Consider the following 12,586-nt stretch of genomic DNA (forward strand, 5'->3'; position numbering starts at 1 on the left):
GTCTATGTCCACTAGGCATAAACCGATAAGCAACCCATCCTCGTATCTATCGGGTATTCTCAAATCGGTGGATTATGAAATCAAAACTACTTTTGGATGAGGGCGAGAAGGTCTATGTGGTAGTTTTGGAGACGGGAGAGGAAGTAGTTTCTCTCCTGATGGAATTCGCACTCGAAAAGCAACTCACCGCCAGTCAGATAACCGGCATAGGTGCCCTGCGCGAGGTAACCTTGGGCCATTTTAACCTCGAAAAGCGCGATTACAAACGCATTCCGCTCAAGGAACAGGTCGAGGTCCTTTCCCTGGTCGGAAACATTGCCACGGATAAAAACCAACCAAGAATCCATGCTCACATTGTTGTGGGAAGGTCTGACGGTTCCGCGTTTGGCGGTCATCTCATCGAGGCATATGTCCGCCCTACTCTGGAAGTCATCATCCAGGAAACCCCGGAACATCTCTGGCGCAAAACGGACCCCGCAACCGGTCTGGCCTTGATCGATTTGGACCGATGAATTCCCAAGCATTCAACCCCTTGGCTCGCCAGGCAGTAAAAATGCTCCTGCTGATGATAAAATCCATGAAACCAGCCTTGCTTATATGTTCGGTGAGCTGTTGTGTTCTAATTCTCACACAACCGGGTTGCGCCTCCAGATCTGCCAGCGCCGGAGCCCCCGGCTCAAATATCTTCGGAGACCAGGGCCAGCAGGATCAATCAGAACCGAAGGCAATCGCGTACCTTAATGCAACGGCAGGCCATAAGGCCAATGGAACGGTCACTTTCACCGCTGTTCCCGGCGGAGTTCGCATTATTGCTGGAATCATGGGACTGGCCCCCGGTATCCATGCCTTTCATATTCACGAAAATGGAGACTGTTCCGCACCTGACGCCTCCAGTGCTGGTGGACACTTTAATCCTGCGGGCAAACCCCACGGTGGTCCAGAATCAGTGGACCGTCACTTGGGCGATCTCGGCAACATTGCCGCTGATGCCGATGGCGAGGCCCATCTGGACTTCATCGATTCCCAGATCTCCCTTACCGGCACCAACTCAATCATAAACCGCTCACTCGTGGTTCACGAAGGTGCCGATGACTATGTCTCTCAACCGGCTGGAAACTCAGGAGCTCGTGTTGCCTGTGGAGTTATCCAGAAGCAATAGCCGCAGTTCTGTCAGCCTTCGACAGGGTCAGCAAAAAATTTTACGACTCTTGCCTGGCAAGCTGATCGTCCGGTTCAATTTGCGGTGGTGGCTTTCCGCCATGTCCGCGGTGTGAGGTTGGTCTGTTTGCGAAACCAGCGTGAGAAATAGTTTGGATCACTGAATCCCAGCGCCTCGGACACATCACTGACTGAACCCGGTTGCTGCAACAGCTTCTGCGCCCTCTGCAACAGGTTTTTGGATCTCAACTGACCCAGGGTTAGTCCACTTTGTCGTTTCAACAGGCGGTTCAGATAGTCGTGCTGATATCCTGCTCGTCGCGCCAAACTGTTCAGCGTGACATTGGCGTAATCCGGAGTATTCAACAGCGTGTTTACTTTGCGCGTGATGGGAGATGATATCGCTCTGGCAGGTATTCCAAAACCAGACGCCTCCAGAAGCAGGTTCATCAATTTTAGAATTTCAACGCTGAGTTGCAACGATCTCTCCTTGGCCTGTTCCCGCTGCAAGTGCGAGATCATGCTGATGATCTGTCGCCCCTCCCTCAGTGTGGCGGAAGGCAGCAGCACTACGCTGCAGTTGCGCGCCGCTGCTCCCTCCCAGTCAAAATCCAATGCGAGACAAATCGGCCGCCTATCTGACTCACGATGAAAGGCATGTTCCACATTCGGAGGCAGAAAGACCAGGTTGCCAGCAACTATTTTCGAGGATTGCCTTTTAATTTGCTGGGTTCCCTGCCCGCTCAGGTAAAGAAGAAATTGCGAAAACCGATGCTTGTGACACTGCACGTCCGTCGTCTCCGGCAGGTGCTTGTGCAACGCGAACTGCCGAATATGAAAGCCGGGCACACGAATATGCAATTTTTGCAAAACTAATGGCTGATACAGTTTCATCGCATTTCAAAATGGTCGGGTTAATTAGCACAAACATAAAGTCGATTTTGTGCTACTTTGCAAGGATTTAGTCCTCACCAGTATTCCCAAACTTTGGTTAATTTTGAATTATGAACTCTCGTCCGGTGGTCCTGGTCACTGGTTCCAGTCGCGGGTTGGGCCGTGGCATCGCAATTTGTTGCGCCCGCGCAGGCCTTGATGTTGCCATTCATTACGCCAGCAATGAAGCCGCCGCGCAGGAAACCAGCCAGCTTTGCCAATCCGTTGCACTCAATAACACACAGCAGTTCCTGCCCTTCCAGGCAAATATTGGAATGGCAATTGATCGCATTCGGCTCTTCGAGCAATTACTCGCCCGCTTCGGCCGGCTGGATGCCCTGGTAAACAATGCCGGCATGGCTCCGCGCGTGCGTGCTGACATCACGGAAACAGGCGAAGAAAGTTATGATGAGGTAATGAATGTAAACCTGAAAGGACCTTACTTTCTCTCTCAGCTGGCTGCGCGCCATTGGTTGAAGCACCCGGATAAAAGCCTTCTGCCTGGCGGATACAAGTTGCTCTTCATCACTTCCATCTCCGCTGATACCGCCTCCATTAATCGAGGTGAGTATTGCCTGTCCAAAGCTGGCCTCGCCATGGCTGTGCAATTGTGGGCAACTCGCCTCGCCAATGAAGGAGTGCAGGTGTTTGAAATCCGCCCCGGTATCATGGAAACCGATATGACCTCCGGCGTAAAAGACAAATATAATAAGCTCATTGCCGAAGGCCTTGTCCCACAGAAGCGCTGGGGCACGCCTGAAGACGTCGGCCTCGCGGTCGAATCCATCCTTAATGGAGCTTTTCCCTTCTCCACGGGCCAGGTGATTTCAGTCGATGGCGGTTTTCATCTCAAACGACTTTAAAACGATATGTTGAACATTGATTCTTCACTCACGACAAAGAAACTGCTGCCAGCAGTGCAAAATGTCTTCGAACTGTCCGCGAAAAAGATTTCCCTCCTTGAAAAGCGTTGGCGGTCAGGCTCCGGTGCGCCCGTATTTACAGTAAAAGGCAAGTATACAGCCCGTGGTTGGACTGAGTGGACTCAAGGCTTCCAGTTTGGTTCCGCCATTTTGCAGTTCGATGCCACCGGCGATAAAGCCTTCCTCGAACAAGGTCGCAATGCCACCGTCGAGCAGATGGCCTCTCATATCAGTCACGTTGGCGTTCACGACCATGGCTTTAATAATGTCAGCACCTACGGAAATTTGCTCCGCCTGATGTTGGAAGGCCGCACTCCCGCCAACGAGTGGGAACGAAACTTTTACGAACTGGCCCTCAAACTTTCCGGTGCCATCCAAGCCGCCCGCTGGACTCAAATCTCGCCCGAACTTGGTTACGTTTATTCGTTCAATGGACCGCATTCCCTTTTCAGCGATACCATCCGCTCGATGCGTGCATTGGCACTGGGCCATCAATTTGGCCATAGCCTCATGGGTGAACGGGATCAACCCATTTCGCTCCTGCGCCGTTTGCTTCAACATTGCGAAGCCACCGCTCGTTTTAATGTCTATTTCGGCGCAGGCCGTGATGCCTATGATGTAAGCGGACGCGTGGTGCACGAATCCGTTTTCAACCTCAATGATGGCAGTTACCGCTGCCCGAGCACTCAACAAGGTTATTCTCCCTTCTCCACCTGGACACGCGGACAGGCCTGGGTACTGTGTGGTTATCCCGAACAACTCGAATTCCTGCAGCATCGTTCCGACAAGGAATTCAACGAGTTTGGCGGCAAGGCAAAAGTGATCCAACGCTTTGAACAAGTCGCAACCGCCGTCGCAGACTTCTGGCTCACCCAAACGCCCACTGACGGAATCCCTTACTGGGATACCGGGGCACCTGGCCTCAGCCATCTCAAGGATCACCTCAACAAACCTGCTGACCCTTATAATTCTTACGAACCAGTTGATAGTTCCGCGGCGGCGATCGCGGCTCAAGGTTTGATCCGACTTGGCAATTACCTGCGTTCCAAAGGAGATAAGAAGACTGGCAATCGTTATTACCAGGCTGGACTCACCATTGCTCAACACCTCTTCACTGAACCTTATCTTTCCAAGGACGCCCGCCACGAGGGCTTGCTTCTCCACTCAGTGTATCATCGTCCAAATGGCTGGGACTACGTGCCACCAGGCGCCAAAGTGCCTTGCGGAGAATCCTCCATGTGGGGCGACTACCATGCTCGCGAACTGGCTCTCATGCTCCTCCGCGATGCCACCCATCAACCCTACTACACTTTTTTCAAAGTTTAACCGGCCATGACACCGCCAAAAATCGTCCGCATTCCAGCCCTGAAGACCGTCGAGACTTTTGAAGAGCATGTTCGAAACCTTGGCATTGATCTGCAATTCGAAAAGACCATCGCTACTGGTAAGGACTCTGCACTCACTCAGCCAATCAGTTTCAACGGATGCACCATCGGCAATCGTTGGGCGATTCATCCGATGGAGGGCTGGGATGGCACCACCACAGGCGGCATCACAGAACCCATGGTCCGACGATGGCAGCGGTTCGGCGAGAGCGGTGCCAAGCTCATTTGGGGCGGCGAAGCCATGGCTGTTCGCGCCGACGGTCGCGCCAACCCAAACCAGCTGATCATAAATGAAGAAAACAAGACTGGCATTGCACAGCTCCGTCAAATTCTGGTGAAGGCGCATCAGGAGAAATATGGTCGCACGGACGATTTAATCATCGGCTTTCAACTCACGCACTCCGGTCGTTTCTGTCGTCCATCGGATAAGAAAAAACTGGAACCGCGCATCGCCTTTCGCCATCCCATCCTCGATAAAAAATTCGGTATTAACAGCGATGAACCAATCCTGACTGATGATGATTTGAAACGGTTGGTGGAAGCATACATCAAAGCGGCCAAAATTGCCGCAGAGGTCGGCGCTGATTTCGTTGATATCAAACACTGCCACGGCTATCTGCTGCACGAATTCCTGGGAGCCCATACCCGTCCCGGCCCTTATGGTGGCTCCTTGGAAAATCGAACACGCCTGCTCCGTGAAATCGTTGACGGAATTCGCGCTGTTGCGCCCAAGCTTGAAATCGGTGTGCGCCTCAGCGCTTTCGACTGGGTCCCTTTCAAGCCCAACCCCGAGCTTGCTGAACCCGGCAAACTCGGCCCTGGCATGCCCGATGATTTCTCACAATACCTCCCATACAAATATGGCTTTGGCATCAACCAAAATAACCCAGTTGAAGCCGACCTCAGTGAAACCGTGCAGTTCTTGAAAATCATCGAAGGTCTGGGCATCAAACTGATTAACTTGTCCGCTGGCAGTCCCTACTACAATCCTCATATTCAACGGCCCGCCATCTACCCTCCTTCAGATGGCTACCAACCGCCTGAGGACCCGCTGGTAGGCGTCGCGCGTCAAATCAACGTAGTGAAACAATTGAAGGCTCAATTTCCGCATTTAATTATGGTCGGCACTGGTTACTCCTACCTTCAGGAATATCTGCCTCACGTGGCCGGGCATTACGTCCGCAACAAACATGTGGACATCGTTGGCATTGGCCGCATGGTACTCTCTTATCCTGACCTGCTTGCCGATGCCACCAACAAAGGGAAAGTGGAGACACGCTTTGTTTGCCGCACCTTCAGTGACTGCACCACCGCCCCACGTAATGGATTGCGCTCCGGTTGTTATCCCCTGGACGATTATTACAAATCTTTTGAAGACGCGCCGAAGCTCAAAGAAGTCAAAAAAGCCACTGGCGCAAGCAGGTAATCAATCTTTCCTGAAGGCTTGCACGGCTTTTACAAACTCAGTGGCACGGCGGGTTAATTCAGACCAGTCCGAGTCCTGCAGGATTTGTGCACTGACAAGAGACGATCCCACTCCCAATGCCATACAACCGGCTTTCAGAAAGTCAGTCACATTGTTCACATCCACACCACCCGTGGGCACAATCTTCAGGTGCGGCAGCGGTGCTCGCAGAGCTTTGATATAATTTGGCCCCAGACCATCCGCGGGAAAAATCTTGATGTAATCTGAACCCGCTTCATAAGCGAGTTGCGCTTCCGTGGGGGTATAAGCACCCAGCATAACCGGCCGGTCTGCAGCCCTTGCTTCCCTGGCAATCTCCGGTCGCATGATCGGACTCACCACGAATTCCGCACCAGCTTTAATTGCCTGTCTGCAGGTCTGTGCGTCCAGGACAGTCCCCACACCAATTAAGGCTCTCGAACCAAACGCCTGCGAAGCCTCGCGGATTGCCTGGATGGCATTCGGTGTGGTCATGGTGACTTCCACTGCAATCACTCCCCCTGCAATCAAAGCTTCTGTCAGAGGAATTATCTGGTCATCACTCGTGGCACGGACGACAGCAATAATCCCTGGATTGAGGAGCAGGGAAACAATTTCAGTTTTTGAACGCATATAATTCCTCTTCTAAATAATTTCTAGAATTTATTTACTTCATTCCCGGTGTGCTTTCCCAAAGCGCGTTGCCCCGCTTGCAAAGTTTCAACGATACGCTCCACGTCGTAAACACAGCCAGCCCACGTCCCTCCGCCAGCCATCTGCAGCGCGGCCCAAAGCCGGGTATCATCCGGCAAAGCGGGATTGGCTGCCAGGTCCTTGCGCGACGACCGCTTTGACAACACGATCGCTCCTTCTTCGGGAGTAAAACGCTTTAATCCCTCTCCCACAAGGTTGACGCTTCCCTGCATGTTGTTCCGATCGATTTCAATGCGAATGACATCTCCCTCACACAGCTTGCCAATTGGACCGCCCGCCAGGCCTTCCGGCCCCACGTGACCAATGCATGCGCCTGTGGACACGCCCGAAAAACGCGCATCCGTAATCAATGCCACGTGCTTTCCAAACGGTAAATGTTTCAACGCACTGGTCACCTGGTACGTCTCCTCCATGCCCGTGCCCATTGGCCCGATCCCAACCAGGACCATAATGTCTCCGGCCTGAATGCGGTTTTGCTTGATGGCTGCCATCGCATCCTTCTCGTTCACGAAAATGCGCGCCGGCCCCTCCTTACGATAAACTCCATCGGCATCCACAACTGAAGGATCAATCGCCGCACTCTTTACAACCGAACCTTCCGGAGCAAGATTCCCTCGCGGGAAAGTCAACGTGCTGGTCATGCCACAAGCTTTGGCCATTTCGGGAGACATGATGACCTCATCAGGTTCAACTCCATCTGCCCCCTTCAAAATCTCGCGGAACTGTTGCCGCCTCTCTGACTTCTCCCACCAGTTCAGAACGTCATCCAAAGTCCTGCCAGCAACCGTTAGCACCTTGGTTTCCAGCAAGCCCAGTCGGCGCAAATGGAGCATGACTTCCGGCACACCTCCGGCTAGAAAAACTCGCACAGTCGGATGATGCACTGGACCATTCGGCAAGACGCTCACCAATCGTGGCACACGCCGATTGACTTCAATCCAATCCTCCACAGTCGGAATTCTCAAACCAGCTGCATGCGCAATCGCCGGGATGTGTAATAACAAATTAGTTGAGCCTCCAAAGGCGGCATGCACCACCATCGCATTCCGAATGCTGGCATCGGTAAGAATGTGGGCCATGGTCTTCCTGCCCGCTTCCAGCTCGCACAGCGCGCGCGCCGAACGGGTCGCCATATCGAGCCAGACAGGCTGCCCCGATGGAGCCAGTGCAGAATGAGGCAAAGACATGCCCAACGCTTCGCCAACCACTTGCGAGGTGGCCGCCGTTCCCAAAAACTGGCATCCGCCGCCAGGTGAAGCACACGCCCGGCAACCAAGGTCGGCAGCTTCTTCCAAAGAAATTGTTCCATGTGCAAATCGGGCTCCGATGGTTTGGATGGTGCCTGCATCTTCACCCGTTTCTGGCGGCAATGTCACTCCTCCTGGAACCAGAATACAGGGAAGGTCTCGCATTCCCGCGAGTGCCATCATCATGGCTGGAAGACCCTTGTCACAGGTGGCCACGCCCATCACCCCTGCCCTTTGTGGCAGCGATCGCGCAAGTCTGCGAAAAATAATCGCCGCATCATTGCGATACGGGAGGCTGTCAAACATGCCGGTCGTACCTTGTGTGCGGCCATCGCAAGGGTCTGAACAATAGGCAGCAAAAGGTATCGCTTTGAGCCTGCGAAACTCTTCTGCTGCTTCCTTCACGAGCAGTCCGATCTCCCAATGTCCTGTGTGATATCCCAGTGCAATCGGTTGTCCATCAGGCGCGCGCAAACCGCCCTGCGTGCTCAGAATCAGAAACTGCTTTCGTCCCAATTCGGAAGGATTCCATCCCATGCCTGCATTCTGAGTAAGGCCAAAGAGATCGCCGCTCGGACGATTCAACAGCAAATCTTCCGTCAAGGGTAATTGCCCAACCGGGCCCTTCGCTTTGGTTTGAATCTGATAAATCGACGGTGAAGCCGATTCCAGAATTTCCACACTCGCGCTCATACCCCCATTCAACCACCTGTGGGAGAAAGTCAAAAGCAAATTTACATGACAACAAATTCATCGTTTGTGTGGGAATATCATAGACGTCAAAGCACCTAATTCCTAAACTGAAGCCAATCACCGGCTGTATGACACAGAGACGTTGGCTCCGAATCATTCCAGTGGCACTGATCATGTACACGATTTCGTACGTGGATCGGACGAATATTTCACTGGCTTTGGATCCTAACATCTCCTCCATGATGAATGACCTGCTCATGGACGACCGGCTAAAGGGAATCGTGGCCGGGATCTTCTTCTTCGGCTACGTTCTGCTCCAAATTCCTGGCGGCTATTGGGCTACGCACTGGAGTCCTAAAAAGATCATTAGCATCTTTCTCGTGGCTTGGGGTATCTGCGCTGTCGGGTGCGGTCTTTCCAGAACCTTCGTGCATTTTGGAGTAATGCGTTTTTTCCTTGGTGTTGCAGAAAGTGGCGTTTTTCCCGCGACTACCGTTCTGCTCGCCAATTGGTTTCCCCGTTCCGAGCGAGCTCGCGCCAATGCTTATTGGAACCTCTGCCAACCTCTGGCAGTTGCGGCCTCGGCTCCGTTCACAGGCTGGTTGTTAGGGGCTTATGGATGGCAAAGAATGATCGTCATCGAAGGTGCGCTTCCATTTATTTGGTTGCCGATCTGGATTTATTTCATCACGGATCATCCGCGAGATGCCAAATGGATCTCAGAGGAAGAGCGCACTTACCTCGAGACAACCCTCAAACGGGAAATCGCGGAACTGGAACCAGTGAAGTCCGTATCGATGCTCGAGAGGCTTTTGCAGCCCAGCATCTTTGTGATGATTGCCATCTATTTCCTTCACAATTGCGCTGCTTACGGATGCATGACCTTCTTCACCAGCGGCTTGAAGGAGAGAGGGTTTAGCGCTACCCAGTATGGAATTCTTTTCGCCATCCCGTATGCAGTGACGGCCGTCATAATGGTCCTGAACTCCTGGCATTCCGATAAAACTCACGAACGGCGCGGACATATTGCCTTGGTTTATGCCATGAGTGGCATCAGCCTGATTGCCAGCGTGCTCTTGCGCAATCATTTCTGGGTTTCTTATGCCTTCATGTGTCTGGCAATCCCAGGACCGTTTGCCGCCATGGCTCCGTTCTGGGCCATCCCAAGTGAAACCCTTCCGCGTGCTGTTATGGGCCTGGTGGTTGGACTTGTGAATGCATTCGGCAACCTGGGCGGTTTCTTCGGCCCTTACATCGTGGGATGGTTGAAGGGCAAGTATCATGACATCTCCGTGCCCTTCAATCTCCTCGGTGTCGGCATGCTGCTGGCGGCAGGACTCTCCCTGCTGCTCCCTAAAGTCCCCCGCCAACTTCGGGTTATTGAAGAAGAAGTAAAACAATCAGGATCGGTTCAAGGCTCTCTCAAATAATAACATGAAACTGTGTCGTTTCAGAACTTCAAACCACGAGCCTCGTGTCGGTCTTGTAGTGGAAGACTCGTTCGTTCTGGATTTGTCATCCGCTGGCATCTTATCCCTCGAAAGCTTGCTGGAAGCGGAAGACTTGCGGACTCAGCTTGAGAACTTATCAACGAAACCCCTGCCCCGTTTTTCCATTGGCGATATCCGGTTCTGCGCTCCAGTCGAACGTCAGGAAGTTTGGGCTGCAGGTGTGACTTATCTTCGAAGCAAAAAAGCCCGGATGGAAGAATCCAACTTCAGCGCCACTGCCTATGACCGCGTCTACGAAGCGGAGCGACCGGAAATCTTCTTCAAATCCCTGCCGCAAAAGGTGGTTGCAACAGGTGATGCCATTGGTATTCGCAAGGATGCTCGCTGGAATGTTCCCGAGCCTGAACTGGCCTTGGTCCTCAACTCTCGGGGCAGTCTGGTCGGTTACACCATCGGCAACGACATGAGTTCACGTGACATCGAGGGCGAAAATCTGCTTTACCTGCCCCAAGCCAAGACCTACAGCCGCTCGTGTGCCCTTGGGCCTTTCATCACCGTGGGAGTGGGTGAATCAGAAGCTCGCAGTTGGGAGATTCGAATCCAGGTTCAGCGTTCGGGAGAAATCGTGTTTTCGGGTGACACTTCTGTCAGCAAAATCAAAAGAAGCTTCAAGGAACTCATCGACTTCCTATTTCGCAGCCAGGAGTTTCCCCACGGAGCAGTGCTGCTGACTGGAACCGGGGTTGTTCCACCGGATCATTTCAGTTTGGAAGAAAAGGATGCGGTGCGCATCACGATAAGTGGCATAGGCACTTTGGAAAATCCTGTAATCCGGGTCTAAATAGCAGCCGTTCAAGCCTTCCAACCAGCCCGGGCTTCGTTTGAATGTCCGCCATCACATTACGCGAATCCACAATGCTGTTAGCCCACTCCGCCAACTCTTTATAATTCAGCACCTTGAGGGCCGTGGAGATGAGCACGAGATCATGGCGGGATATTGTTTAGTGATTGAGTGTCTAAAGTTTTCGACCAGAAGCCTCGGCGATAGGAATGTGACAGTGCTCGATCCATTTCCCAACTGCGCTATTGGCTTTAAATAAATTCTTAAAATAGCTCTTGATTTCTCGTTGGGCGGACTGAAGTTGATTCTGTCAGTTGAGAAACCGTCAGAAACTCATCCGTTAAAATCAATGGTGTAATCAGTAGCTTATGGATGACGTGGCAAGGAATATAAGGGGTTGGGAGCTCGAAGGGAAACTCCAGCATGATTGCGAGATAATGGTGGTTTATCAAGACCGCGCAACGCAGCAAGTTGCAAGTGTGTTATGCGATCACCTTGAGCATAGCCTGGAACCTGATCTTGATCTTACGTTCACCTGGCTTTCACTCGCCAAGCTGGATGTTCCTCACTGCATGCAAGGTGCAATTCACGCCGCCAGCTCGGCGGATTTGCTTATCTTTTCGCTAAGTACCGATCTGCCGAAGTCAGTTGAAGGTTTGGTCCAAGGGAGTTTGCAACACCGGACCAAGCGTAACGGGGCCATCATTGGATTGCTCGGCAAACACCTTCCCAGTGCAGGCATCAAACCACCTGTTCATCAGAAATTCGAGGCATTGGCCCGGCAAACAGGCTTCCAGTACTGGGCTCCTCAGTCTTGGAATGATCTCGGCGAAATTCCGGGATCGCTGGACTCCTTCCTGCGGCGTGCCTATGAAGTAACACCCCTCCTTGAAGAAATATTGCACCGTTGAACTCAATTTACTTTTGGACACAAAATTAGCCAACTCACCCGGGTTACATAATGTAACAACCAGCAATATACCCCATGAGGATTTTCCCGCCCCGTGCTTGAGGGTTCTTACCCCATATCTGACTGCAATTCCGTGGAATACCTTCTGCTCACAACGCGACTGATTTATTGTGAAAAAAATACACGTTCTTTTGGCTGACGACCACATGGTAGTTCGACAAGGCCTGCGTGCTTTGTTAACAACGGAAGAGGATATTGAAGTTGTTGGCGAAGCAGAAACAGGCCGGCAAGCCGTGGAAATGGCCAGACAACTGAACCCGGATGTGGTCTTAATGGACATCGTAATGCCATCCCTTAACGGACTGGAGGCAGCACGCCAGATCACGAAGCAAATGCCTGATTGCAAGGTTCTCATTCTGTCTTCATATGGCGATGACGAATACGTTCAACGCCTTACCGAGGTGGGCGCGACTGGCTACCTCATTAAACAAACGGCTGCAGACGATTTGCTCAAAGCCATCCGTGATGTGGAAAGGGGCAAAACTGTTTTCAGTCCTTCCATCGCGAGCAGATTTCAAGATACCCGGAAGGATGCTCTGGGAAAAACCCAAACGCTTCAATTACGCACGGAACATCTCACCTCCAGGGAGGCTGAAGTACTGCAGTTGATTGCGGAAGGTCAAACAAACAAGCAAATTGCGTTCGAATTGGGGATCAGCGCCAAAACAGTTGAGAAACACCGTCAGCAGGTGATGAATAAACTGAAAATCCACGATGTCGCAGGTCTCACCCGATATGCTTTGTCGAAGGGCATTATTAAGGCGAACGCCGAGTTGAAGCTCAGTTAACCGACTAACCTGCTTTGGGTGCACCATTGAGGTTATAAT

The 12,586-nt window shown here is 52.2% G+C and carries 12 protein-coding genes; 9 read left to right on the top strand and 3 right to left on the bottom strand.

Annotation, left to right across the window (positions count from 1 at the left end; genetic code table 11):
- The first annotated feature begins 74 nt into the window (after positions 1 to 74).
- Together CFLAV_RS02655 and CFLAV_RS02660 are read left to right on the top strand one after the other, a co-directional pair.
- Positions 75 to 512 carry a PPC domain-containing DNA-binding protein gene (locus CFLAV_RS02655; RefSeq protein WP_007413059.1) on the top strand — a complete coding sequence of 146 codons (438 nt, stop codon included), beginning with the start codon at positions 75 to 77 and terminating at the stop codon, positions 510 to 512.
- The gene (locus tag CFLAV_RS02660; protein ID WP_007413060.1) at positions 509 to 1,159 is read left to right on the top strand and encodes a superoxide dismutase family protein; all 651 of its coding nucleotides are present in this window, start codon (positions 509 to 511) and stop codon (positions 1,157 to 1,159) included. Before CFLAV_RS02655 ends, CFLAV_RS02660 begins: the two co-directional genes overlap by 4 nt.
- Positions 1,160 to 1,233: 74 nt before the next feature.
- Here CFLAV_RS02660 and CFLAV_RS02665 read toward each other — a convergent pair whose 3' ends face one another.
- On the bottom strand, positions 1,234 to 2,052 hold the full coding sequence (locus CFLAV_RS02665; protein WP_007413061.1) for a helix-turn-helix transcriptional regulator: 819 nt from the start codon (positions 2,050 to 2,052) through the stop codon (positions 1,234 to 1,236).
- A 110-nt stretch (positions 2,053 to 2,162) separates the two neighbouring features.
- Between CFLAV_RS02665 and CFLAV_RS02670 the strand changes: the two genes are divergently transcribed.
- The 3 genes from CFLAV_RS02670 to CFLAV_RS02680 are packed head-to-tail and all read left to right on the top strand — an operon-like array spanning position 2,163 to position 5,825.
- The gene (locus tag CFLAV_RS02670) at positions 2,163 to 2,954 is read left to right on the top strand and encodes a 3-ketoacyl-ACP reductase (RefSeq protein ID WP_007413062.1); all 792 of its coding nucleotides are present in this window, start codon (positions 2,163 to 2,165) and stop codon (positions 2,952 to 2,954) included.
- A 6-nt stretch (positions 2,955 to 2,960) separates the two neighbouring features.
- On the top strand, positions 2,961 to 4,340 hold the full coding sequence (locus CFLAV_RS02675; RefSeq protein ID WP_007413063.1) for a glycoside hydrolase family 88 protein: 1,380 nt from the start codon (positions 2,961 to 2,963) through the stop codon (positions 4,338 to 4,340).
- Positions 4,341 to 4,346: 6 nt separating this feature from the next.
- Complete coding sequence (locus CFLAV_RS02680) at positions 4,347 to 5,825, top strand: oxidoreductase (RefSeq protein ID WP_007413064.1); 1,479 nt, start codon at positions 4,347 to 4,349, stop codon at positions 5,823 to 5,825.
- Here CFLAV_RS02680 and CFLAV_RS02685 read toward each other — a convergent pair whose 3' ends face one another.
- Together CFLAV_RS02685 and CFLAV_RS02690 are read right to left on the bottom strand one after the other, a co-directional pair.
- Positions 5,826 to 6,476 (bottom strand): bifunctional 4-hydroxy-2-oxoglutarate aldolase/2-dehydro-3-deoxy-phosphogluconate aldolase, encoded by a 651-nt coding sequence (locus tag CFLAV_RS02685; RefSeq protein ID WP_007413065.1) that lies wholly within the window; start codon positions 6,474 to 6,476, stop codon positions 5,826 to 5,828.
- Between the two features lie 23 nt (positions 6,477 to 6,499).
- Positions 6,500 to 8,497, bottom strand: a complete 1,998-nt coding sequence (locus CFLAV_RS02690; RefSeq protein ID WP_007413066.1) for a YjhG/YagF family D-xylonate dehydratase — start codon at positions 8,495 to 8,497, stop codon at positions 6,500 to 6,502.
- 128 nt (positions 8,498 to 8,625) lie between these two features.
- Here CFLAV_RS02690 and CFLAV_RS02695 point away from each other — a divergent pair, with 128 nt between their 5' ends.
- The 4 genes from CFLAV_RS02695 to CFLAV_RS02710 all read left to right on the top strand — a co-directional run bounded on the left by CFLAV_RS02695 (position 8,626) and on the right by CFLAV_RS02710 (position 12,547).
- Positions 8,626 to 9,927 carry an MFS transporter gene (locus CFLAV_RS02695; protein WP_007413067.1) on the top strand — a complete coding sequence of 434 codons (1,302 nt, stop codon included), beginning with the start codon at positions 8,626 to 8,628 and terminating at the stop codon, positions 9,925 to 9,927.
- Positions 9,928 to 9,931: 4 nt separating this feature from the next.
- Positions 9,932 to 10,789: a fumarylacetoacetate hydrolase family protein gene (locus CFLAV_RS02700; protein ID WP_007413068.1), complete on the top strand. Its 858-nt coding sequence runs from the start codon at positions 9,932 to 9,934 to the stop codon at positions 10,787 to 10,789.
- Positions 10,790 to 11,157: 368 nt separating this feature from the next.
- Complete coding sequence (locus CFLAV_RS02705; protein ID WP_007413069.1) at positions 11,158 to 11,700, top strand: hypothetical protein; 543 nt, start codon at positions 11,158 to 11,160, stop codon at positions 11,698 to 11,700.
- Positions 11,701 to 11,869: 169 nt separating this feature from the next.
- Positions 11,870 to 12,547, top strand: coding sequence for a response regulator transcription factor (locus CFLAV_RS02710; protein WP_040546658.1), 678 nt, complete (start codon positions 11,870 to 11,872; stop codon positions 12,545 to 12,547).
- Positions 12,548 to 12,586 lie beyond the last annotated feature (39 nt).

The sequence above is a fragment of the Pedosphaera parvula Ellin514 genome, from assembly GCF_000172555.1.
GTDB lineage: Bacteria > Verrucomicrobiota > Verrucomicrobiia > Limisphaerales > Pedosphaeraceae > Pedosphaera.